The organism is Pseudomonas sp. St290, assembly GCF_018325805.1.
GTDB classification, from domain to species: Bacteria; Pseudomonadota; Gammaproteobacteria; order Pseudomonadales; family Pseudomonadaceae; genus Aquipseudomonas; species Aquipseudomonas bijieensis.
Genome location: NZ_AP014703.1, coordinates 6,643,424 through 6,667,095, shown reverse-complemented (window position 1 = coordinate 6,667,095; position 23,672 = coordinate 6,643,424). Strand labels below are relative to the sequence as shown.

Annotated in this window: 21 protein-coding genes; 8 read left to right on the top strand and 13 right to left on the bottom strand. The window is 62.1% G+C overall.

The window, feature by feature from the left end:
* Positions 1-316: 316 nt before the first annotated feature.
* On the bottom strand, positions 317-751 hold the full coding sequence (locus PBDP_RS29385) for a DcrB-related protein (RefSeq protein WP_109752757.1): 435 nt from the start codon (positions 749-751) through the stop codon (positions 317-319).
* A gap of 18 nt (positions 752-769) precedes the next feature.
* Positions 770-2,701: a type VI secretion system Vgr family protein gene (locus tag PBDP_RS29380; protein WP_212801629.1), complete on the bottom strand. Its 1,932-nt coding sequence runs from the start codon at positions 2,699-2,701 to the stop codon at positions 770-772.
* Positions 2,702-2,949: 248 nt separating this feature from the next.
* Between PBDP_RS29380 and PBDP_RS29375 the strand changes: the two genes are divergently transcribed.
* The 5 genes from PBDP_RS29375 (at position 2,950) to PBDP_RS29355 (ending at position 6,642) form a co-directional block, all read left to right on the top strand.
* Positions 2,950-3,384 (top strand): DUF1795 domain-containing protein, encoded by a 435-nt coding sequence (locus tag PBDP_RS29375; RefSeq protein WP_109752755.1) that lies wholly within the window; start codon positions 2,950-2,952, stop codon positions 3,382-3,384.
* Between the two features lie 54 nt (positions 3,385-3,438).
* Positions 3,439-4,704, top strand: coding sequence for a PAAR domain-containing protein (locus tag PBDP_RS29370; protein WP_109752754.1), 1,266 nt, complete (start codon positions 3,439-3,441; stop codon positions 4,702-4,704).
* Between the two features lie 19 nt (positions 4,705-4,723).
* The gene (locus PBDP_RS29365; RefSeq protein WP_109752753.1) at positions 4,724-4,987 is read left to right on the top strand and encodes a hypothetical protein; all 264 of its coding nucleotides are present in this window, start codon (positions 4,724-4,726) and stop codon (positions 4,985-4,987) included.
* Positions 4,988-5,105: 118 nt separating this feature from the next.
* Entirely contained in the window at positions 5,106-6,317 is a 1,212-nt protein-coding gene (locus PBDP_RS30160) for a PAAR domain-containing protein (RefSeq protein WP_212801628.1), read from the top strand.
* Positions 6,310-6,642 (top strand): hypothetical protein, encoded by a 333-nt coding sequence (locus PBDP_RS29355; protein WP_109752751.1) that lies wholly within the window; start codon positions 6,310-6,312, stop codon positions 6,640-6,642. Before PBDP_RS30160 ends, PBDP_RS29355 begins: the two co-directional genes overlap by 8 nt.
* A 171-nt stretch (positions 6,643-6,813) precedes the next feature.
* Here PBDP_RS29355 and PBDP_RS29350 read toward each other — a convergent pair whose 3' ends face one another.
* The 11 genes from PBDP_RS29350 to tssA form a co-directional block, all read right to left on the bottom strand.
* Complete coding sequence (locus tag PBDP_RS29350; protein WP_212801627.1) at positions 6,814-8,754, bottom strand: type VI secretion system Vgr family protein; 1,941 nt, start codon at positions 8,752-8,754, stop codon at positions 6,814-6,816.
* Between the two features lie 175 nt (positions 8,755-8,929).
* On the bottom strand, positions 8,930-11,608 hold the full coding sequence (gene tssH, locus PBDP_RS29345) for a type VI secretion system ATPase TssH (RefSeq protein WP_212801626.1): 2,679 nt from the start codon (positions 11,606-11,608) through the stop codon (positions 8,930-8,932).
* Entirely contained in the window at positions 11,601-12,653 is a 1,053-nt protein-coding gene (tssG, locus tag PBDP_RS29340; RefSeq protein ID WP_212801625.1) for a type VI secretion system baseplate subunit TssG, read from the bottom strand. The genes tssH and tssG overlap by 8 nt, the downstream gene beginning before the upstream one ends.
* Positions 12,617-14,476: a type VI secretion system baseplate subunit TssF gene (gene tssF, locus PBDP_RS29335; RefSeq protein ID WP_109752746.1), complete on the bottom strand. Its 1,860-nt coding sequence runs from the start codon at positions 14,474-14,476 to the stop codon at positions 12,617-12,619. Before tssF ends, tssG begins: the two co-directional genes overlap by 37 nt.
* Positions 14,473-14,985 carry a type VI secretion system baseplate subunit TssE gene (gene tssE / locus PBDP_RS29330; protein ID WP_003206934.1) on the bottom strand — a complete coding sequence of 171 codons (513 nt, stop codon included), beginning with the start codon at positions 14,983-14,985 and terminating at the stop codon, positions 14,473-14,475. The genes tssF and tssE overlap by 4 nt, the downstream gene beginning before the upstream one ends.
* Positions 14,979-15,428, bottom strand: a complete 450-nt coding sequence (locus PBDP_RS29325) for a hypothetical protein (RefSeq protein ID WP_116833756.1) — start codon at positions 15,426-15,428, stop codon at positions 14,979-14,981. The genes tssE and PBDP_RS29325 overlap by 7 nt, the downstream gene beginning before the upstream one ends.
* The gene (locus PBDP_RS29320; RefSeq protein WP_109752744.1) at positions 15,425-15,880 is read right to left on the bottom strand and encodes a T6SS effector amidase Tae4 family protein; all 456 of its coding nucleotides are present in this window, start codon (positions 15,878-15,880) and stop codon (positions 15,425-15,427) included. Before PBDP_RS29320 ends, PBDP_RS29325 begins: the two co-directional genes overlap by 4 nt.
* Before the next feature lie 81 nt (positions 15,881-15,961).
* Positions 15,962-16,450 (bottom strand): Hcp family type VI secretion system effector, encoded by a 489-nt coding sequence (locus PBDP_RS29315; RefSeq protein ID WP_003206927.1) that lies wholly within the window; start codon positions 16,448-16,450, stop codon positions 15,962-15,964.
* 227 nt (positions 16,451-16,677) lie between these two features.
* Positions 16,678-18,174, bottom strand: coding sequence for a type VI secretion system contractile sheath large subunit (tssC, locus tag PBDP_RS29310; protein WP_063323773.1), 1,497 nt, complete (start codon positions 18,172-18,174; stop codon positions 16,678-16,680).
* A gap of 2 nt (positions 18,175-18,176) precedes the next feature.
* Positions 18,177-18,683 (bottom strand): type VI secretion system contractile sheath small subunit, encoded by a 507-nt coding sequence (gene tssB / locus PBDP_RS29305; RefSeq protein ID WP_003177230.1) that lies wholly within the window; start codon positions 18,681-18,683, stop codon positions 18,177-18,179.
* 81 nt (positions 18,684-18,764) lie between these two features.
* A complete protein-coding gene (tssA, locus tag PBDP_RS29300) occupies positions 18,765-19,808 on the bottom strand; it encodes a type VI secretion system protein TssA (protein ID WP_176688917.1) in 1,044 nt (347 codons plus the stop codon).
* Positions 19,809-20,225: 417 nt separating this feature from the next.
* Here tssA and tagH point away from each other — a divergent pair, with 417 nt between their 5' ends.
* From tagH to tssK, 3 genes are all read left to right on the top strand, one after another.
* Positions 20,226-21,746 carry a type VI secretion system-associated FHA domain protein TagH gene (tagH, locus tag PBDP_RS29295; RefSeq protein WP_212801624.1) on the top strand — a complete coding sequence of 507 codons (1,521 nt, stop codon included), beginning with the start codon at positions 20,226-20,228 and terminating at the stop codon, positions 21,744-21,746.
* A 68-nt stretch (positions 21,747-21,814) separates the two neighbouring features.
* Positions 21,815-22,321, top strand: coding sequence for a type VI secretion system lipoprotein TssJ (gene tssJ, locus PBDP_RS29290; RefSeq protein WP_060740022.1), 507 nt, complete (start codon positions 21,815-21,817; stop codon positions 22,319-22,321).
* A gap of 15 nt (positions 22,322-22,336) precedes the next feature.
* Positions 22,337-23,671 (top strand): type VI secretion system baseplate subunit TssK, encoded by a 1,335-nt coding sequence (gene tssK / locus PBDP_RS29285; RefSeq protein WP_003206916.1) that lies wholly within the window; start codon positions 22,337-22,339, stop codon positions 23,669-23,671.
* The last annotated feature ends 1 nt before the right edge of the window (position 23,672 follow it).

Genomic DNA, 23,672 nt, shown 5'->3' with positions numbered 1-23,672 from the left:
CCATTGCGCCTGTTGTCCTTGTGGGTTACGGCATGCTCGTTAATGCCATTTTCAGGCGCGTGATCCGCTTCGGTTTGTCCCTGTGGGAGCGAGCCTGCTCGCGATGACGTCTGACCAGTCAACATCACTAGCGTCTGACCCACCGCTATCGCGAGCAGGCTCGCTCCCACATTTGATCAATGATGCCTTCCACTTCCTTGACGCCACCAAACCCCTGTGGGAGCGAGCCTGCTCGCGATGGGGCCCTTTCAGTCAACCTCATCAGTGCCTGACCCACCGCTATCGCGAGCAGGCTCGCTCCCACAGGGATGGGGTGTCAGGCCGGAGTGTCGAACACCAGCGACCCCTTGATCGTCGCCCAATGCGCCGCTTCGGCATCGCCCAGTTTCTCGGCTTTCACATAACTCAGGGCAAGCATCTTGCGAGTGCCGGGCAGTACCAGCGCGAGCTGATATTGGAAAACCTTTTCGTTGCCCTTGTTGAACTGGCTGCGCAATTCGATGGCTTCGACTTCCTGGTTGGCACCCACGCGTACGGTCGCGCCCGGTTGGCAGCGCAGTTGCTGGACCTGTTTTTCCAGGCGCTTGAGCTGGTCGTCGAGGTTGCTTTGCAGGGTCTCGCCCTCGGCCAGCAGGCTGCGGCTGACAATCAAGGAGGTGCCCAGCTCGGGGAACTTGAGAATGTTGATCGTCGCGTCCAGCAACTCGCTTGGCGGCAGCTGGAGCTGGAATTCATTGAGACGGTAAGTCATGGCGCATAAATCTCGAAGTTAGCCCTTGGGGAACGCGGCGCTGATGTTGGCATCGATGCTGCCCTTGACACCCTGGCCGTCCGGCGTGGCACCCGGGCCGCCACCGTTGTTCAGGTGCAGCACGCCACCGGTGTTGAACTCGGCATCGCCGCTGGCGTAGAAGCTGATCTGCACGCCGGTCAGGTTGATCTGGCCGCTGGCGTTGAGCTCCAGGATGCTTTCACCGCACACCAGGCGCAGGTTCTCGCCCACTTCGATGACGTAGCTCTGGCTGATGCTGTCGGTCTTGCGCTGGCCCACCGAGAGGATGTCCTCCTGCTTGACGATACGCAGGCGGTTGTTGCCGATGGTCACCGTCTCGTTGTGGCCGATGCTTTTGTTGCGGTCGTGGCCGACCGAATGGCTTTCATCCACCTCGACCACGATGTCCTGGTTGCGCTCGGCGTGGATGTACAACTGCTCGGCGCCTTTCTTGTCTTCCATGCGGATTTCGTTGAAATTCGCTGGCGTGCCGCCCTTGCTCGAACGGCTTTTCATGCCGCTCTGGGTCGCGTTATCCGGCAGGTCGTAGGGCACGGTCTGTTCGGCGTTGTAGACGCGGCCGGTGATGATCGGCCGGTCCGGGTCGCCCTCGAGGAAGCTGACGATGACTTCCTGGCCGATGCGCGGAATCTGCATCGAGCCCCAATTCTTGCCGGCCCACGCCTGCGACACACGAATCCAGCACGAGCTGTTTTCGTTGGATTGGTCGTGCCGGTCCCAGTAGAAATGCACCTTCACCCGACCAAACTGGTCGGTCCAGATTTCCTCGCCCTTGGGGCCGACCACCAACGCAGTCTGCGGGCCTTTGACGATAGGGCGGTGGGTGGTCGCCAACGGGCGATAGCTTTGCTGGGCATCGATGCAGGTCAGGCTGCTTTCGAACTGTGCGCTCGGCGCGCCGCCGTTGGTTTCGCCGCTTTCCTGGGAAATGTAGTAGCGGGCCCCGACGATCAGGTATTCGCGGTTCTGGTCCTGACGGCTGAAGCCGGTAAGAGTGAACAGATGCCCCGAGCCCAAGCCTCGCGCGTTACCCGCCAGCTCGACCTGTTCGTGGAGGGTCTGCAAGGCTTCGATGCGAGTGCGGGCGTAGTGTTCGCCGTCCTGGCTCTGCACATAAGTGCCAGGGTAGTCGTACAGCGGATAGTCGCCGGCGGTGTGCGGGCGGGGCATGGCCGAGCGTACGTCGATGCGCGCGCTGGGGCGTTGGAAATCGTAGTCGTTGAGTTCCAGCGAACCGGGCTGGACTTCCTGGGCGAGGTGCCAGTCGTGGATGTGGTCGCGTTCGCGCTGCTGCTCATTCTTCGGGTAGTAAGGCACCGAGCCGTAGCCGGGGGCCGTGGTGTGGGCGCCGTAGGCATCGGCCAGTACCAGCACATGCCGGCCCTGCTCATGACGGAAAAAGTAATAGATGCCTTCCTGTTCCATCAGGCGGCTGACGAAATCGAAACTGGTCTCGCGATACTGCACGCAGTATTCCCACTCGCGGTAGGACTGGCTCAAGGCGTCTTCGAAATCGGAAAAGCCCAGGTCGCGGAACACCTGCTTGATGATCTGCGGGATGGTCAGGTTCTGGAAAATCCGGCAATCGGAAGTGCGGGTCAGCAGCCACAACCATGGGCGCAGGGTGGCCTGGTAGCTGGCGAACTGGCCCTGGTCGACGTTCTGGCTGCAGCGGGCGACGATGCCGTGGAAGTGCCGCTCGCCACCGCCATCGAGTTGCAGGCTCACGCACATGGGCTTGCCGAGCAACTGGTTGAGGTCGATGGCGTTGTCCAGCGAATGCAGCTGCAACTCGTAGTTGAACAGCCTGCCCAGCTCTTCACCGCCGCCCATGTCCTTGAGCAACAGCACCTCGGGTCCCAGGGGGCTGGTGATCTTGGCCAGGCGTGTGGCTTGGTTGAATAGCATCGGTTGTCCTTATCGCTGCCGCAGTCCATTTGACGCTGCGCAAGATTGCCGGCTTTTGACGTTGAAGATCAAGCGATCACGCCCTTTGACAGCGCGTGCACAGGCATGAAATCGCCAGAGTAGTGACGCTGATCGCATAATGTAGTTCGTTACTTGGGGCAGAGGAACCCGGTTCTTGATTGTTACCAGGCATTACTTGAATATCTGCTCCTTCGCGCGTCACCTCACGTCCATGGAAAGCGATTACTGTGACCTCTTACCGCATTCAAGAAGCCGATCTCGAAATCCCCGATGCCTGGCAGGACCAGAGCATCAATATTTTCAAGCTGCCGGCAGTCGGCCCTGCTAAAGAAGCCAGTTTCGTCATCAGCCGCGATGCCTCCCAGGGCGACGCGCCATTCGCGGAATACGTCGACCGCCAGCTCAAAAGCGCAGAGCAGCAACTGCCCGGCTTCAAGCTGGTTCAGCGCTGGGACACGGTGCTGCAGGGGCACACCACCACGTTGCTGGATTACACCTGGCAACGCGAGGGGCGTGAACTGATGCTGCGCCAGGTGTTCATCGAGCGTAAGCCATCGGTGCTGATCACCACCTTGACCACCACACCGACCGACTTCGCCTATCACGAGCCGGCCTGGAAGCTGGCGATGCATTCGTTCAAGCCACAGCCTCCGATTGTCTGAGCATCGACACGTCCCACTGAGCAGGCATACACATCAGTAAGGTAGATGCGCGCAATGGATGCACAGGCTGCGGCACGTCTGGGTGACGAAATAGCCCACGGGTTCGGGTTGGCCGCGATGGTCGCCGGAGCCGTGGCCGGTGCTTTGATTGGCGCCGCGGTCGTTGCCGCGACCGTCGCCACGGGCGGCGTGGCCCTGGCGATCATGGCCGGCTCGATTGCCGCGGGCGGCTTGTCGATGTTCCAGATCGTCAAGGGCCTCTCCACCATCTTCAACCTGCCCGAGCCCACCACGGGGGCGTTGATAATGGGCAGCTTCAACGTCTACATCAACGACCGCAATGCCATGCGGGCGGGCGAAGACATTTCGTCTTCCTGCACCGGGCTGCCGATGAACCATCCGATCTGGCCCTTTCCGGTGCTGATCGCCGAAGGCAGCGCCACGGTCTTCATCAACGGCAAACCGGCGGCGCGCCTGCACAGCAAAATGGTCTGCGGTGCCCATATCAAGAGCGGCAGCCCGAACACGTTCATCGGTGGGCCGACGGTGTCGGTGGCGTTTGTCCTGGATCTCGAAGGGTGGATGCACACCGGGTTGGAAGTGTTGGGGTTGTTGGCCGCCGGTGCTGCGTTGGTCATGGCGGCCATGGCGGGTATCGCCGTCCTCGTCGAATTCGTGGTGATAGGCGGGCTGATCCTGGGGGGCATGGAGCTTCTCGGCGATTTGGGCGACCGTCTGGGGCCAGGCTATCGGGACCTGCTGCAAGGTGTCGCCGGCATGGCCATGCTGGGGTTGAGCCCGAAAATGGCGAAGGCAGCCAAGCCTGCCGAACTGCCGCCGCCCAAGTACAAGCCTGGCGTGACCGAGGCCGACATCCTGGCCATGCCGAAGGGGTCTCGACCCGATGCCGACACGTACCTGTCACCGCAGTATGTGAAAGAACACTTGGCTCAGTTCGAGAACGGTGCCTCACGCTTCACCACGAAGGCCAACCTGGACAAGTACGGCATCGCCCAGCGCGACGGCACGACGTTCCTGATGCCCAAGGCTGAAGCCGATCAATTGATTGCCAATGCCAAGGGCGACAAGAGGGCATTGGAGAAGGCGCTTGGGCTTCCAGAAAATACCCTGGAAAGTAGTACCCTTGTGCGGGTCGATATTCCCGCGCCTAAAGACATGAACCTGCGGATTCCTTCAGGTAACGAGGCCGGTGCCAACGAGTTCTGGATTCCTGGCGGCAAGCTGCCGACCGGCGCCAGCGAGGCGGTCATCGATGCCGGAGGCATTTTGCCCAAAGACTTCAGTTGGACGCCATTATGACGGTAGAGGTAGGCAAGTCATGAAATTTCAAGATGTTCTGGTCAGTCGCGAACACATGTTCTCCGTGGGCATCGAGCAGGACTCGGGTCGGTTCTACGTGTCCATACCGGTCAGCAACGGCATGGCCGACTACGAGGAATATTATGAAATCAACCAGGCGACCTTTGAGCTGTTCAGGCGTGACCCGGATGCCGCGCTGCCGTTTGTGGCGCGTTGCAAAAAGCGCGAGCTGGACGAGCTGTTGATTGTCCAACCTGGAACGAACCGCGGCACCGCCATCTGATCGTCGAAGGGCAGGGGAGGCCGGCGATGCGCTTGCTCAAATCCCGCCCATCGAACGTCTGAGTCATCAATACGTCTCTCTGTGCAGTCATACAAAATCGGCAAGGTAGATGCACGCAATGGATGCACAGGCAGCAGCACGTCTGGGGGATGAAATAGCCCACGGGTTCGGGTTGGCCGCGATGATCGCCGGTGCCGTGGCCGGTGCCTTGATTGGCGCCGCGGTCGTTGCCGCGACCGTCGCCACGGGCGGCGTGGCGCTGGCCATCATGGCCGGCTCGATTGCCGCGGGCGGCTTGTCGATGTTCCAGATCGTCAAAGGCCTCTCCACCATCTTCAACCTGCCTGAGCCCACCACGGGGGCGTTGATAATGGGCAGCTTCAACGTCTACATCAACGACCGCAATGCCATGCGGGCGGGCGAAGACATTTCGTCTTCCTGCACCGGGCTGCCGATGAACCATCCGATCTGGCCCTTTCCAGTGCTGATCGCCGAAGGCAGCGCCACGGTCTTCATCAACGGCAAACCCGCCGCACGTTTGCACAGCAAAATGGTTTGCGGCGCGCACATCAAGACCGGCAGTCCCAATACGTTCATCGGTGGGCCGACGGTGTCGGTGGCGTTTGTTCTGGATCTCGAAGGCTGGATGCACACCGGGCTGGAGGCGTTGGGGTTGTTGGCGGCGGGCGGAGCCTTGTTGCTTGCGGCTTTTGCCGGAGCCGCCGCTTTCTTCGGCGCCCTGGCCGTCGGTGGTGCGCTGTATGCCGGCATGGAACTGCTGGGGAATTTGGGCGATCGTCTCGGCCCCGGATATCGGGACTTGTTTCAGGGGGTGGCAGGGATGGCCCTGCTCGGTGCCGGGCCGAGGCTGGCACGCAGGCCCATGACTGCGGCCGAGCGGACGATCTTGGCTCGTCAGCGACAGGAACAGATGCTCAAGGACAATCGAGGGTTCAACATTAGCCCGACGGCGTGGGACGCCTATCCGACGATTGGCCGGGCCGGTACTTTTGTTTCTGATAAGAAAGGCATCACCGATGTTATTGGAAATTTCTCGGGGCGTTCCAAGGTGACCATCAGTGGTAAAAAAGCGGCGGAACTGGAACGCGCCTTTGGTTTGGAAAAAGATGCGCTTAAAGGCGGCTTCAAGATCAGGCAGGTCGATGATCTCGTGGGGCGGATGCCGAGAAGCCCGATGGAAGGAAACCAGTATTTCCTGGGGCCAGGTAAACACTTGCCGGGTGGCGCCCCGGAGATGGTCGTCGAGTCGATTCCGACAAAGGATGCGAACGGCATTAAAACTTTAACCGAGGTATTTGTCAGTGATTAATGATGTGCTGAAAGCGTACGTGGAAAAAGCGGACGGCGACGTGATTCGTGTTCAAGTCATCGATAACGCGTTGGATTCGCCCCTACGCGCTATCGGGTTTTCGACTGCGGCGCAGAAAGACATCTACGTTTTGCAGGTCGCGGACAACAGGCAGAAGGCTAAGGTATTCGACGCACTCCGTTCACTGGGCGTGGCCTTTTCGGCGGGCAAGGAGTGGTGTCCCTCCGAAGTTTTTGAATATCTTCGTGACGAGCAATTGCTGAGCGGTAAATATTTGCGAGTCGCGTGGACGCAGCCCGGTCAATACCGGCTTACGAATGAGTGAAATTTCAATATACCCTGGTCCACCGCGAACATAGGTTCTGCGTGGGTGGTAACGATGAACCCGTGGCGAGGGAGCTTGCTCCCGCTGGGCTGCGTAGCAGCCCTTTTTGGTGAGCGCTTCGCACTCAAGCGGGAGCAAGCTCCCTCGCCACGGTTGTTCCGGCCGTGAACCTCAGCCCTTGGCTTTTGCCGGAAAAAAAGCTTTCACCGCCGCATCGATCACTCCCTTGATGCCTTTGCCCTTGGGGTCTACGGCGCTTGCGCCTCCGGAGTTGAGGTCCAAACGCCCGCCGGTGTCGATGTTGCCATTGCCGCTGGCGTAGATGTTGAACGCCGTGCCCGAGATGTTGATCTCGCCACTGGCATTGAACTCCAGCACGCTTTTGCCGCACACCAGTCGAATCTGCGAGCCCGCTTCCACGAGGTATTGGGTACTGATGCTGTCGCTCTTGGCTCCGCCGACGAGCAATGCATCGTTGCGCTGTACCGCTCGCAGTCGGTCCTCGCCAATCCGTACGGTTTCGTTGTGGCCGATGCTTTTGTTACGGTCGTGGCCGACCGAATGGCTTTCATCCACCTCGACCACGATGTCCTGGTTGCGCTCGGCGTGGATGTACAACTGCTCGGCGCCTTTCTTGTCTTCCATCCGAATTTCGTTGAAATTCGCCGGCGTGCCGCCCTTGCTCGAACGGCTTTTGGTGCCGCTTTGAGTGGCATTGGCGGGCAATGCATAGGGGACGGTTTGTTCGGCGTTATACACACGACCGGTGATGATGGGCCGGTCGGGATCGCCTTCGAGGAAACTGACTATCACCTCCTGCCCAATGCGGGGGATCTGCACCGAGCCCCAATTCTTGCCGGCCCACGCCTGCGACACACGAATCCAGCACGAGCTGTTTTCGTTGGACTGGTCGTGACGGTCCCAATAGAAATGCACCTTCACCCGACCAAACTGGTCGGTCCAGATTTCCTCGCCCTTGGGGCCGACCACCAACGCAGTCTGCGGACCTTTGACGATAGGACGGTGGGTGGTCGCCAACGGGCGATAGCTTTGCTGGGCGTCGATGCAGGTCAGGCTGCTTTCGAACTGGGCCGACGGCGCGCCGCCGCTGGTTTCGCCGCTTTCCTGGGAAATGTAATAGCGGGCCCCGACGATCAGGTATTCGCGGTTCTGGTCCTGGCGGCTGAAGCCGGTAAGAGTGAATAGATGCCCCGAACCCAGGCCCCGGGCGTTACCCGCCAGCTCGACCTGTTCGTGCAGGGTCTGCAAGGCTTCGATGCGGGTGCGGGCGTAGTGTTCGCCGTCGGTACTTTGCACGTAGGCGCCAGGGTAGTCATACAACGGATAATCGCCAGCGGTATGTGGACGCGGCATGGCCGAGCGCACATCGATGCGCGCGCTGGGGCGCTGGAAATCGTAGTCGTTGAGTTCCAGCGAACCGGGCTGGACTTCCTGGGCCAGGTGCCAGTCGTGGATATGGTCGCGTTCGCGCTGTTGCTCATTCTTGGGGTAGTAGGGCACCGAGCCGTAGCCAGGGGCCTTGGTGTGGGCGCCATAGGCGTCGGCCAGCACCAGCACATGCCGGCCCTGTTCATGGCGGAAGAAGTAGTAGATGCCTTCCTGCTCCATCAGGCGGCTGACGAAATCGAAGCTGGTCTCGCGATACTGCACGCAGTATTCCCACTCGCGATAAGGCCGGCTCAAGGCGTCTTCGAAATCGGAAAAGCCCAGGTCGCGGAACACCTGCTTGATGATCTGCGGGATGGTCAGGTTCTGGAAAATCCGGCAATCGGAAGTGCGGGTCAGCAGCCACAGCCATGGGCGCAGGGTGGCCTGGTAGCTGGCGAACTGGCCCTGGTCGACGTTCTGGCTGCAGCGGGCGACGATGCCATGGAAGTGCCGCTCGCCACCGCCATCGAGTTGCAGGCTCACGCACATGGGCTTGCCGAGCAGCTGGTTGAGGTCGATGGCGTTGTCCAGCGAATGCAGCTGCAACTCGTAGTTGAACAGCCTGCCCAGCTCTTCACCGCCGCCCATGTCCTTGAGCAGCAGCACCTCGGGTCCCAGGGGGCTGGTGATCTTGGCCAGGCGTGTGGCTTGGTTGAATAACATCGAGTGTCTCGTGCAGGTTGTAATTGCTGAAGCAACGCAATCCCAACTGTGGGAGCGAGCCTGCTCGCGATGGCGGTGTGTCAGTCAACATTGATGTTGAATGTAACTCCGCTATCGCGAGCAGGCTCGCTCCCACAGGGATATCTGCCACAGAAGTGACTGTGTTCCTGTCAGGTCAGGCCGCGTCGCTGAAATCGTACTGCAATTCGTTATCCACGGCGCTGATCCGCACGCCCGCCAGGGCCTTGCCTTCGAGCATGCGGGTCAGGAACTCGCGGCTCATGTCCGGCAGCAGGCTGTTGGTCAGGATGGTGTCGATCATGCGCCCGCCGCTTTCGGTTTCGGTGCAGCGCGAGACGATCAGGTCGATCACCGCGTCGTCGTAGTCGAAGGCCACCTTGTGGGTGCTCTCCACACGCTTCTTGATGCGGTTGAGTTGCAGGCGGGTGATGGCCTTGAGCATCTCGTCGCTGAGCGGGTAGTACGGAATCGTCACCAGGCGACCGAGCAGGGCCGGCGGGAAAATCTCCAGCAGCGGCTGGCGCAGGGCCTTGGCGATGTCCTCCGGCTCGGGCACGTTTTGCGGGTCTTTGCAGACGTCGGCAATCAACTCGGTGCCGGCGTTGGTGGTCAGCAGGATCAAGGTGTTCTTGAAGTCGATCACTCGGCCTTCGCCGTCCTCCATCACGCCTTTGTCGAACACCTGGAAGAAGATTTCATGCACGTCCGGGTGGGCTTTTTCCACCTCGTCCAGCAGCACCACGCTGTACGGTTTGCGCCGTACGGCTTCGGTCAGCACGCCGCCTTCGCCGTAGCCGATGTAGCCCGGTGGCGCGCCCTTGAGGGTGGACACGGTGTGGGCTTCCTGGAACTCGCTCATGTTGATGGTGATGACGTTCTGCTCGCCGCCGTACATGGCTTCGGCCAGGGCCAGGGCGGTTTCGGTCTTGCCCACGCCGGAGGTGCCGGCGAGCATGAACACACCAATCGGCTTGCTCGGGTTGTCGAGGCCGGCGCGGGAGGTCTGGATGCGCTTGGCGATCATCTGCAAGGCGTGGTCCTGGCCGATGATGCGTTTCTTCAGGTGCTGGTCGAGGTTGAGCACGGTCTCCAGCTCGTTGCGAGCCATGCGGCCCACCGGGATACCGGTCCAGTCGGCGACCACCGAGGCCACGGCCTGGTAGTCCACGGTCGGCAGGATCAGCGGGGTTTCACCTTGCAGAGCGGTCAGGCGCTGCTGCAGGTCCACCAGTTTCTCGCGCAGTTCGTGGCTGGTCTCGCTGCCATCCTCGCTGTCCACCACGCCGACGCGCTCGCGCAGGGTGGCGCGGGTGGCGAGCAGTTCGTCGACCAGGGTTTTCTCTTCGGCCCAGCGGCTTTCCAGCTCGGCCAGGCGTTCGCGCTCGCTGCTCAGCAGGTTTTCAGTCTGGGTCTGGCGGCTGCCGATGACCACGCCAATCGCGTGTTCACGGGCGATGATTTGCAGCTCGGTTTCCAGCGCTTCGATGCGCCGACGGCTGTCGTCCACTTCGGCCGGCACGGCGTGCAGGCTGATGGCGACGCGGGCGCAGGCGGTGTCCAGCAGGCTCACGGATTTGTCCGGCAACTGCCGTGCGGGAATGTAGCGATGGGACAGCTTGACCGAGGCTTCCAGGGCTTCGTCGAGGATCTGCACCTGATGGTGTTTTTCCATGGTCGAGGCCACGCCACGCATCATCAGCAGGGCCTTGTCTTCCGACGGCTCGGCCACTTGCACCACTTGGAAACGCCGGGTCAGGGCCGGGTCTTTTTCGATGTGCTTCTTGTACTCGGCCCAGGTCGTGGCGGCCACGGTGCGCAAGGTGCCGCGGGCCAGGGCCGGTTTGAGCAGGTTGGCTGCGTCACCGGTACCGGCGGCGCCCCCGGCACCCACCAGGGTGTGGGCTTCGTCGATGAACAGGATGATCGGCTTGGGCGAGGCCTGGACGTCTTCGATAACCTGGCGCAGGCGCTGTTCGAATTCGCCCTTCATGCTTGCGCCGGCCTGCAACAGGCCAACGTCGAGGCTGCGCAGTTCCACGTCCTTGAGGGCCGGCGGCACGTCGCCAGCGACGATGCGCAGGGCAAAGCCTTCGACCACGGCAGTCTTGCCCACGCCGGCTTCACCGGTGAGGATCGGGTTGTTCTGCCGGCGGCGCATGAGGATGTCCACCAGTTGGCGGATCTCTTCGTCACGCCCGACGATCGGGTCGAGCTTGCCGCTGCGGGCCTGTTCGGTGAGGTCGACGGTGAAGCGCTTGAGGGCTTCCTGCTTGCCCATGGCGCTAGGGGCCATGGCGCCGCTGGCTTCGCCGGGCACGGCGCCGGCATTGAAGCCGTCGCTGGCGGTCAGGGCATTTTCCGGCGAGTCGCCGACGTATTCGTCAAAACGTTCGCTCAGGGCTTCGACCTTGACCTTGTCGAACTCCGACGACAGGCCCAGCAGCGCATGGCGCAGGCTCGGGGTCTTGAGAATGCCGATCACCAGGTAGCCGGTGCGCACCTGGCTTTCGCCGAACATCAGGCTGCCGTAGACCCAGCCGCGTTCCACGGCTTCTTCCACGTGGGAGGACAGGTCGGTGATCGACGTCGAGCCCCGTGGCAAACGGTCCAGCGCTTCGGTCAGGTCACGGGCCAGGCGTGCCGGCTCGATGTTGAACTGGCGGATGATGCGATGCAGGTCCGAGTCCTGCAGTTGCAGCAACTGATGAAACCAGTGGGCCAGTTCCACATAAGGGTTACCGCGCAACTTGCAGAACACGGTGGCGGCTTCGATGGCTTTGTAAGCCACGCTGTTGAGTTTGCCGAACAACGCGGCGCGACTGATTTCACCCATGCTCATGGCTCCTTGAGGTCTGTGAGGTGTTGGCCTGTTCGGCGTAATGCCGGGCCAGTATTAAATCGTTGGCATCTGTTTCGGGACGGCCCAGCCAGGTGTTGAAACCCAGGCGGAAACGACCGTTGAGTTGTAGCGCCGGGACTTCAGGCTGCTCCAGGACCAGGTTCAGGTCCCAGTCCAGTTCGTGGCCCAGGTATTCGGCGACCCAGGCCACCAGCTCGTTGAACGGCTGGCTGCCGGGCAGCATGCCCATGTAGTCGACGAGCTTGAGTGGCCCCAGGCGAATGCGGAATTTGTGCTGGCGATCCCACACGTAGCGGCCCAGGCAGAAGTCCACGCCCAATTGATGAGCGCTGACACCGACGCGGCTGCGTTCCGGCAGTTCCAGCCATTGGCCGACGTACTCTTCGATCTCCACCGGCAGGCCGAAGTACTCGCTGAGAATTGCCTTCAAACCGTCCGGGTAACGGGTTTGTGCCGCCAGGTGGCCGCTGTAGTGCAGCTTCGCCGTGTCGGGGATCAGCCCTTGGTTGAGCAGGCTCGGCATGCCCCGGCCGCTGAGGGCGGCCAGGCGCGCCGACCAATAGTCATCGTCCGGGCGGTCATGGCTGACCGTTGGCCGCGCTTCGGCCCAGGCCCGGTAGAACAGGCTGAGCAGGCGATGGTGAAACACATCGAGGAAGCGTTTGCTGGTGCTGTCGGCGTTGTTGCGCTGGCGCTCGCGCACGTACTCGGTGATGTGCAGCGGCATCGGGCCGTTGGGGCCGCCAAGGCCGAAGAAGAATTGCTCCAGGCGCGCCGGTACACCGTCGCCGCCCGGTTGCACCGAGGCGAGGGTGGCCGGGGCGAAGGTGCAATCGGCCTGTTGTCCGAGGCGCAACGGGTCATCGGCCAGGCGCAGGGAATGGCCCAGGCGCGGCAGCTCGGGGGATTCGCACTCGATGCGCCGCAACGCCTGGAAGAAGTCGTATTCCCAGGGCTCCTGGTGCATCGCTTCCAGGGTACTCACAGGGTCGGACGACGTCCGGGCTTGGCTTTCCATCGCATGATCTCGCCGCGTTCGGTGGTACGGATCACCGTCTCGGTAAAACTGTTGATCGACACGTAGCGTGCCAGGAAGCGCTCGAACACGGCGCCGAGCAGGAACACCCCGGTGCCGCGAAACGCGTTTTCATCGAATTCCAGGGTGATCTCCAGGCCCCGACCGAACACGATCGGGCCGGGCATCGGCAAGCGCCGGGTGCAGGCCTTGCTGCTGACTTCGCGCAGACCTTCGATCTGCAATTGCAGCGCCGCGTCGTTGCTGTCGCCGTACAGGCGCAGCAATTCGCGCAGGGCGGCGGCGCCTTGGCCTTGTTCGCTCAACGACAAATAGTTCAGCGACAACTGGCTGATCAATCGCCAGGCCTTGGCATCGTGGGCATGGCTGGCCCGTGGGCGACTCGGTCCGGCCACGCAGCGCACCGCGCCAACCGGGGCACTGTCGGCCAGGGTGAAGTCGGTCTTGCCGCTGCCCACGCTCATGAACAGCGGCAGGTCGCGGTTGGTGCACAGCGCGGTCACGCCCAGTTGGCGCAGGTCGTGGCGATAGGGCGCTTGCTGGCTGTCCACCAGGCTGACGAAGGTTTCGCTGCCGATGTAGGTCGAGCGTGGGCCGTTGCGCCGTTGGTCGCTGGACAGCACGCGCGGCTCGCGCCGTACGGTGTAGTAGGCCTGGTCGCGGCCGTAGCGGGACGGATCGCGCACGGCGTAGAACGGCAGGAACGGCTGCTCCGGCCCAGTGCCGTGGCCGGTGAGGCCGCTCAGTGAGTGCACCTCGAAATCCATCGGCCGGGTGCGGTCGGCGATCACATGGTGTTCGTTGACCCGCTCCGACAAGTGAATGCGATCCAGGCGCTTGGGAAACAGGTTGATGGCCGGGGTGCAGAACGGCAGGAACTGCGAAGCACCGACGCTGCCTTCCAGGCTTGGGTCGTGGCGGTCGAACAGCACGATCAACTCCAGCTCCTGGCCGTCGCAACGCTTGACCGCGCGGCTCAACTGGGTGAAGTCGACAAACAGGAAGCGGTGGGGCAGGGCGAAGTATTCCTGCAACAGGCGATAGCCCTGGAAGGCCCGCGGCACCACCGGCAGCGCGGCGTCGGCATCGTCGAAGCCACGTGAGCGCAGCGCGTCTTGCGGCAGGCGTTCGACCCAATTGCCGCCGGGCTTGCGGGCGAACACTGCGCAGGCGTTGCCCAGCAGTTGCTCGTAGAGGCGGAAGGGTTGCTCGTCGGCGCCGCTCAAGTACAGCGGCAGGTTGTCCAGGGCCAGGCTGTTGAACGGCAGCTCGGCGCCGGTGCGCAAGGTGATGCGCAGGCCGGCCTTGGCTTTCGGTTCGCTGGCGGCCAGGCGCCCGAGCACGGCGGACGGGTTGCCAAAGTATTCGGCCTGGCTGACCTGCAACGGCCACAACGTCACCGCGTGGGCGGTGCGGTACTCGCAGCAGGTCTGGGTTTCGCGACCCAGGGCCGCACGCAGGACGGTATCGCGCGGCAGCGGGAAACCACTGCTCAGCGAGCCTTCGTCCGGGTCGGCCTGCATCTGCACCACGGTCATCGACGGTGTTGGCGCCAGGTAATGCGGGTAGGCGATTTCCAGCAGGTTGTGGGTGAAGGTCGGGTACTCGGCATCGAGCTTGAGCTGCACCCGCGCCGTCAGGTAGGCAAAGCCTTCCAGCAGGCGCTCGACATACGGGTCGGCGCAGTCCATGCCGGACAACGTCAGCCGACTGGCGATCTTGGGGTATTCCTTGGCGAACTCCGCCGCGCTTTCGCGCACGTGGTGCAGTTCCTGGTTGTACAGCTCCAGCAGGCGCGGGTTCATGAGCGTCTCCGCTGGTCGGCATTGACCACGCGCACGTGGCCGGTTTCCAGGTCCAGGTCGGTTTGCAGCATCAGGCGCAGCGGCACGGGCTGGGCCCAGAGATCGCCTTCGATCTCGAAACTCAGGGCGTTGTGGTTCATCTCGGCGGTTGCCCTGGCACGCACGCGTAGGGTGTGGCGCAGGATCCGCGGTTCGAACGTGGCGATAGCCTGGTGGATCAGCGTTTCCAGGGCCGAGACGTCGACGTTCGACGCACTGTTGCCGGCCAGGGCCGGCAGGCCGAAATTCACCACCGAGGTGCCCGCCGGGGTATGCAGCGTGGCATCGGCGCTGAGCAATGAGGTGGTGTTGAGCAGCCAGGCCAGGTCACGCAGCACCGAGGCTTTCAATTGGGTCAGGGAGAGCACGCGCTTGTCGGCGCTTTCCTTCGGGTTGGTCGGATCGTCGTCGGTCAGCCGGTCCAGCAGGGACGGTTGCAGGCGATCACGGGTGGCGATTTCGGTTACCAAGTGAATAGGCCCGTGTAATTCTTCTGGTCACCTGTGCCGCGCATGCAGCTGGCATTGCGGGCGATTACCGAGGGTTCGAGTTGCCCATTGATCTGGCGTATGGCGCGGTACTCGGAGCGGCATTCCTGATTGTTTTGAGGGCCACCTGCCACATGGACAACGATGACAATGGGCACGTTGCCGAAGGTTTCGACGTGGGGTTTGCCTTGTCGATCGACCGTGAATTGGCAGGGCCACGCCAAGTCGAGTGGCATCAGGGTCTGGTCGGGCTTGCGCAGCGCGCAGCGCGCCTGGTCATTCTCCAGCACCAGGGTTTGCCCGCCCATCGAGACGACATGTTCCACCGCTGCGGTGGACGCTGCCGACGGAGATTGCTGCTGGGCACAGGCGGTCAGGCTGGTTAGCAGGCAGCCGACCCATATCGCGCAGTGAGCCTTGGTCATAGGAGCTCCCAGAACCAGATCGCTCGGGATCGATAGGCCGGATCGTCATACCCGAGGGTCAGGCCACGGTTCCAGAGATCGATATGATCGCCGGTGCGACTTTCCGAGGACTCTCCCATTTGCGGGAAACAATCCTTGAAGAAAATCAGGCCGGTCTTGTCTTGCAGCTTGCGTCGGTCCGCGGCAGTTCCGCCGAGGATCAACGGGCGTCCCAGGTGATGTTTCCACAGCCAGTTCGCCAGCGATTCGGCGCCCCTGGCGTGTTCATGGGCACACTTGGGTTCGGTGTAGGTGGACTTGTTGACCTTGATGGTCAGCTCGGTATTGAGCGTGATGCTCATGCGAATCGCACATTGGTTTGCCCAGGGTCCGTCGCAAGGTTTTGCATCAGGATGGGCCACCAGCAGATCGGAATACGCTTTCCACAAATTGACAAACGAAGGCTTGGCCATGACTCAGATACCGGGTGGAAAAGAATTGGATTCGAGCAAGCACCAAACACCCCCGGCGCGTGGCGCCGGGGGCGCGTTCGATCAAACCTTGACGTTCTGACGGATGTTCCAGCCGAACTTGACCGGACCGCCTTCCTTGGTGCCATCGGCTTTCTGTGGCTGGTAGTCCACCAGCACCTTGGCGAAGTTCAGGGTGACGTTTTCGGTCAGGCGATCATCGCCACCCGAGCCGCCGGTGCTCAGGGAAGTGACCAGCACTTCTTCCAGGTTGATGATCATGTACTCGACCTGGCTTTCACCGCCGGCCTTGCGTACGGTCAGCTTGACCTTGTCGATGTGCTTGCCGCTGGCGCAGTGCATCATCAGGTTCGGCGACGCCTTGTCGACGTACTTGGTCAGGGACAGGTCCTGGACGTTGACCTTGCCCGCACCACCGCCGCTGCCCACGTGCATGTTGCCGGACTGGGACATGCCCCAGCTCCAGTTCAGGACATCGATCTCGTCCTTGTGGGCCTTGTCCATGGACTCGCCCTTGATGTCGCCGATCTTGATGAAAATATCAACAGCCATGTTTTCTCCCTGTGTGGTTTCTAACCACATTGTTTGGTTGACGCTGACCTTGCGAAATCTGTTTCTCCGAGCGGAGTCAGGGTGATCTCCAAGCTGCTGAAGATCCCCTGTGGGAGCGAGCCTGCTCGCGATGGCGGCGTGTCAGGCAACGCATGTAGCGACTGATCCAACGCTATCGCGAGCAGGCTCGCTCCCACATTTCTTACTGCGTACCGTTCAACTGGTTGTTACGCGCCCTTGGCCGACGGCAGTTTCGATACCAGGCGCAGCGACACGGTCAGCCCTTCGAGCTGGTAGTGCGGGCGCAGGTAGAACTTGGAGTTGTAGTACCCCGGGTTGCCTTCGACTTCTTCCACGATCACTTCAGCGGCAGCCAATGGATGCTGGGCCTTGGTGGTCTCGGTGGAGTGCGCCGGGTCACCGTCGACGTAGTTGAGGATCCAGTCCTGCAACCAGCGCTGCATCTCGTCCTTCTCTTTGAAGGAACCGATCTTGTCGCGCACGATGCACTTCAAGTAGTGAGCGAACCGGCAGGTGGCGAACAGGTACGGCAGGCGCGCGGCCAGGTTGGCGTTGGCGGTGGCGTCCGGATCGTCGTATTCGGCCGGTTTCTGCAACGACTGGGCACCGATAAAGGCAGCGAAGTCGGTGTTTTTCTTGTGCAGCAGCGGCATGAAACCATTCTTCGCCAGTTCCGCTTCGCGGCGGTCCGAGATGGCGATTTCGGTCGGGCACTTCATGTCCACGCCACCGTCATCGGTCGGGAACGTGTGGGCCGGCAGGTTTTCCACTTCGCCGCCAGACTCAACGCCACGGATGCGCGAGCACCAGCCGAAGTGTTTGAACGAACGGTTGATGTTCACCGCCATCGCGTACGCGGCGTTGGCCCAGGTGTACTTGGAGCTGTCGGCGCCGTCGGTGTTTTCTTCGAAGGCGAAGGCTTCCACCGGATCGGTCTTGGCACCGTACGGCAGGCGCGCCAGGAAGCGCGGCATGGTCAGGCCGATGTAGCGCGAGTCTTCCGATTCACGCAGCGAGCGCCAGCCGGCGTATTCCGGGGTGGTGAAGATCTTGGTCAGGTCGCGCGGGTTCGACAGTTCCTGCCACGAGCCCATGCCCATCACGGTCGGCGATGCCGCCGCAATGAACGGGGAGTGCATGGCCGCGCAGACTTTCGAAAGCTCGCCCAGCAGTTCCACGTCCGGTGGCGACTGGTCGAAGTAGTAGTCACCCACCAGGCAGCCGTAAGGCTCGCCGCCGAACTGGCCGTATTCTTCTTCGTACATCTTCTTGAAGATCGGGCTCTGGTCCCACGCGGTGCCCTTGAATTTCTTCAGAGTCTTGTGCAGGTCGGTCTTGGAGATGTTGAGCACGCGGATCTTGAGCTGCTCATCGGTCTCGGTGTTGTTGACCAGGTAGTGCAGGCCACGCCAGGCGCTTTCCAGCTGCTGGAAGTCGGGGTGGTGGATGACCTGGTTGACCTGGGCGGTGAGCTTGGCGTCGATGGCGGCGATGATCGATTCGATCGACTTGATGGCGTCGTTGGACACCAGGTCGGTCTGCGCCAGGGCCTGCTCGGCCAGGGTGCGCACGGCCGTCTCGACGGCTTCGCGGGCGCGCTCGGTCTTGGGCTTGAACTCTTGCAGCAGCAGCGAGGCGAACTCGCTGGTTTCTTCGGTGGCGCCCAGGTTTTGCACGCCTTCGCGGGCTGTATTGTCAGTCATGATCATTGGTCCTGTGCTGGCTTCGGCGCGCTCGCCAGGGCCTGCAACAGCGCTGGGTCCTTGATCGCCTTCATGATGATTTCTTCGGCGCCGGTCTTGCCGTCCATGTAGGTCAGCAGGTTGGCCAACTGGGTGCGCGCTTCGAGCAATTTGTTCAGCGAGTCGACCTTGCGGGCTACGGCCGCCGGACTGAAGTCGTCCATGCTTTCGAACGTCAGGTCCAGGCTCAGGTTGCCTTCGCCGGTCAGTTCGTTAGGCACATGGAACGCCACGCGCGGCTGCATGGCCTTGAGGCGCGAGTCGAAGTTGTCGACATCGATCTCGAGGAACTTGCGGTCGGCCACCGGTGCCAGAGGCTCGGCGGGCTTGCCGGCGAGGTCGGCCATCACGCCCATGACGAAGGGCAACTGGACCTTTTTCTCGGCGCCGTAGAGCTCGACGTCGTACTCGATCTGCACTCGAGGCGCGCGGTTGCGCGCGATGAATTTCTGAGAACTTTGCTTCGCCACGTTGCTGCTCCTGGTCGCTTGAGCGACGGTGTTGGCGTCATCGGGGGTACCGGTGACGTGACTGCGTGATCCGCTCGCTTTTTATTCGCTGTCTGGGCCGCGCAGGTTTTCAAATTGGCTCATGCCGTCGGGAATCAGGTTGCGCACGATGGCCGCGAAGTCGGCGTGCACCAGATTCTTGGCCCGGTTCAACAGCACCGGCAGCGGGCTGGAGGGCTCATGACGGGTGTAGTAAGCGAGAATCCGGTCCAGGCTGCGCAGCACGTCGTCGCGGTTGTTGATTTCGCCGCTGACGGTGCTGGTGCTGTTATTGGTGTTGCGCGGTGCGCTTGGCGCGCTGGCATATTCTGTTGTTGCGGTGCCGCTGTCGCTGACAGGCTCGGACAGGGCGCTGTCGCCGCTCTGTGGGGCGAACTGGCCGAGAATCTGCAGGGCCATCTTCAGCGGTTGCTTCAACGGGCCAAGGTCCACGCCTTGGGCGGAACCGACCTGGTCGCTGACCTGCTGCTCGATGGCTTCGGCGGCGCTGCGGGCTTCCAGCAGGGCGGCACGGGTGATTTCCAATTGCTCGGGGTCGCTGTCGAGCAGGGCCCCGGCGAGCTGTTCGGCGCCGAGGTTTTCATCCGGGAAACTTTGCAGGCCGCTGGCGTTGGCGGCGGCGCGCAGGCTGACGGCCCCGAAGGTCCGCGAACGGGCCAGGAGGCTTTCACGTAGCAGGCGAATGGTGACATCGGACGTCAGGCCGGCGAGGGCATTGATGCGCACGGTGGGGTCGTTGTCGTCATCGGCGTCCAGGCGCGGATGCAGCTCGGCCCAGTATTGCTTGAGCAATTCGCTGATCAACGTCAGCGAGCGGGCGAGCCCCGGAATGCCTTCCAGGGCCAGGGAGCTTTGCAGCAGGAAATGGGTGATGCGCAGGTCTTTGCTGCGTTGCAGCAAGTCCAGGCTCTGCTGCTGGATGCTGCGCCACTCAGGAGGTTCGGCAGGCAGGATCGAATCGCCCATGCTGCGCTCGGGTTGGCCCCGGGAGTCGCGTTCCAGGCGCAGGAAATCCGCGTCATATTCCAGATCTTCACCGCACGGCGAAGTCGCGGAAACGGCGGCGAGCAACAAAGGCACATCCACTTGGATCGATCTCCCTATCACCCGCTTGAAGAAGTCGGGCAGTTCACACGCAAGTTTCGGATGAAACTTCACATGTTCCTTGACGATAATGGCCCTTTAGATTCGCAATGATCTTAAAGTGCCATCATCTATATTCAAGAAGTTGTGCATTTTTGGTGTAGTACTTATCGCTTGTCAAGGTAAGCTATTTCACCAGTGTAGCCCCTCTGTAACAGTTGTGATGCGCTTAACAGCCTGCCCGACCCAGTGGTCGAAGCGGCAACTGACGTGGGGTTTTTGTCACGCAAGCCGGTTATGATCAGCAATCATGCTGGCAAAAAGCCGTTTCGCGGTGGTTGGCAAGGTTGTGGGTGGGTAGTCAGGGCCTGAATCCTCACGTAACCCGCCCGCGCGCGATGTATTCAGCAAGGAGGCAAGATGCCGCTGTGTTTGACTATCACTAGTTATCACAAGATCACCCCAGGCCAGTGTTCTGAAAAGTCCATGGATCAGGGGGTGATGGCAATTGGCCGCAATATCGATAATGACTGGGTATTACCGGACCCCGAGCGTCTGGTTTCCGGCAAACATTGCGTTATCCAATACAAAGACGGGCGTTATTATTTAACCGATAACAGCACTAATGGTGTGGAATTGGTCAAGGCCGGCGTGCGCCTGCGCAAGGGCAACAGCGAGCCACTGCAAGACGGCGAAGTGATCCGCATCGGTGATTATGAAATCCAGGCGCGCGTCGATTTCAACCTGCCGGTCACCGACAGCAACCCGTTCGCCGAATCGCCCAGCAGTTTCGAGGCCTTGATGGGGCGCCAGGGCGCCGCTGCGCATACGCCGTCGCCGCTTCATACGCCATCGCCGATTCAAGTGGCTTCGCCTGCGCATTTCCAGGGTGGCTCGGCCATGGACACCTTGCCGGACCTGTTCGATTTCTTGAGCCCGTCCAGTGTCCCGCCCGCCACCCAGCCTGACCATGTTCCGGCCGAGCAACACGATTTCCGCCCACCGACGCCGATTTCCCGACCGAGCCCGCCGCCTGTGGTCGAACCCGTGATGCCGCCGCCTGCCTCGGTGATTCCGGATGACTGGGACCCGTTCAGCGACAAGCCTGTGCCTGCGCCAGTGGCGGTGGCCCCGCAGCCCGTGGCCCCGCCGCATGTGCCGCTACCACCTGTGATTGAGCCGGTCGCGACGCCTGTTGCGCAGGCTCCGCTCGCCGACATCTTTGCTGAAATCAGCGCACCGCCGCCGGCCTCCGTGCCTGAAGCGTCGGTCACCCGTGTCGAGCCCCCGGTCGCAGCTCCAGTTGCTCCAGTTGCTCCAGTTGCTCCGGTTGCCCCGGTCGAGGCCAACCAACCCGACTTGCTGCAGGCGTTCCTGCGCGGTGCCGGGCTGGACCAGTTGCGCCTGGACAAGGCCCAGGCCGAAGCGCAGATGGAAAGCATCGGCCGCAGTTATCGGTTGATGGTCGAAGGCCTGATCGATGTCTTGCGCGCCCGCAGCAGTCTCAAGGGCGAGTTCCGCATTCAGCAGACGATGATCCAGCCGGTGGAAAACAACCCGCTGAAATTCGCTCCCAATGTCGATGAAGCGCTGCTGTTGCTATTGCGCCACGGCAATCAGGCGTTCATGGCCCCGGACGCGGCGGTGCGTGACAGTTTCGATGACCTGCGTGCCCACCAACTGGCGGTGATGGCCGGTGTGGAAGCGGCGATCAAGCATCTGCTGGCGCGCTTCGAACCGGCGCAACTGGAAGAACGCATGGCCAAGCCCGGTGGGCTCTCGGGTATTTTCAGCGGCTCGCGACAGGCCCAGTACTGGCAGCAGTTCACCGAGCTCTACAGCAACATTTCCCGGGAAGCCCAAGAGGATTTCCAGGACCTGTTCGGTCGCGAGTTCAGCCGCGCCTACGAAGAACACAGTACGCGACAGCGACGCCGCTGAGCGGCGCCGTCCCATAACAAGATTGATCGACACACAACGGATAGCTCAAACGTCATTGAGGACGCAGGATGATTCCCAGGTTTTTACTCGCAGTCGCCACCGCGCTTCTGCTGACGGCGTGCGCCAAGGATGCGGCCAATCCCCAGCCCGAAGAAGCTGAGGCCGACACCGCCGCCATCGAGCTGCATTTCCATGCCATTGCCGGCCTCAACCCCGGCGCCACCGGCCAGCCGGCCCCGGTCCGGGTGCGCATTTTCGAGTTGAAAAATGCCGCGACCTTCGGCCGTTCCGATTATTTCGCCCTGGCCGAAAGGGCCCAGGCAACCCTGGGCGCCGACCTGATCGACCAGGACGAGGTGCTGATCCAGCCCGGCCAGCAACTGAGCCTGCAACGCGACCTCGACCCGGCCACACGGCACATCGGAATACTGGTGGGCTATCGCGAGCTGGACCAGTCGCTGTGGCGCACGGTGATGAACGTCCCGGCCCGCGAATACACCGAATACCAGATCAGCCTCGATGTGCGCGCCGTGCGCAGCGCCGTCGTCGTCCCCCCATCCAGCCCTGCCCAATAAGCAATCGGAGCCCCCATGTCCTGGAACAATCGCGTGGTCTGGTCGGAAGGCATGTTCATTGGAACGCAGCACTTCCAGCAGCATGACCGTTACCTGGAAAACCTCATCGACGCACGCAGCCGCCCATTGTCGGCCGGCGCCTGGGGTTTTTCCGAATTGCTGATCGACCAGGGCCTGCTGGCCCAGGGCAAGCTGGCGATCATTTCTGCCCGCGGTCTGTTGCCGGACGGCACGCCTTTCAACATTCCCCAGGATGACCTGGCGCCTACACCACTGAACGTCGACGACAACCTGCGCGACGGCCTGGTGTACCTGGCCTTGCCGCTCAAGCGCGCCGGCGCCCGTGACACCGTGGATGAAGGCGAAGACCTCGGCGCCGCGCGTTATGTGAGCCAGGTCTGCGAAGTGCGCGACGACAATGCACCGTTCGAAAACCGCGCGCCGGTCGCCCTCGGCTCCCGGGCCCTGCGGTTGTTGACCGAGCAGGATGGCATTGGCGACTACGCCGCCATCGGCGTGGTGCGCATCAAGGAAAAGCGCGCCGACCGCGCCCTGGTGCTCGACGATGCCTACATCCCACCGTTGCTGGATGTCATTGCCTCCAAGCCGCTGGCGGCGTTTCGCAGCGAACTGCTGGGCCTGCTGCATCAACGCGGCGAAGCCCTGGCCGGGCGGGTGGTGGCGTCCGGTGCCGGTGGCGCCTCGGAGATTGCCGACTTCATGCTGCTACAACTGGTCAACCGTGCCCAGCCGCTGATCCAGCACCTGAGCCAGTTGAGCCCGCTGCACCCCGAGCGCTTCTACAGCGAACTGGTGAGCCTGGCCGGGGAGTTCTCCACGTTCACCGCGTCCGGGCGACGACCGCAGCAATACCCGCCTTACCAGCACGATGACCTGGCGCTCAGCTACGCCCCGGTGATGCAGGCCCTGCGCGAAGCCCTGTCGATGCTGATCGACAGCAAGGCGACGCCGATTCCGATTGTCGAGAAAGCCTACGGCATCCATGTGGCGATGCTGGCCGACAAGACCTTGCTCGACAGCGCCAGCTTCATCCTGGTGGTGCGCGCCGACGTGCCGGCCGAAACCCTGCGCGGCCGCTTCGGCCAACAGAGCAAAGTCGGCTCGGTGGAGCACATCCGCGACCTGGTCAACCTGCAACTGCCGGGCATCGGCCTGCTGCCGTTGCCGGTGGCGCCACGGCAGTTGCCGTACCACGCCGGCTCCACCTACTACGAACTCGACCGGGGCAGCGACCACTGGCAACAGTTGAGCAACTCCGGCGGCTTTGCGTTCCACATCGCCGGCCAGTTCCCAGGGCTGAACCTGGCTTTTTGGGCGATCCGAGGATAAA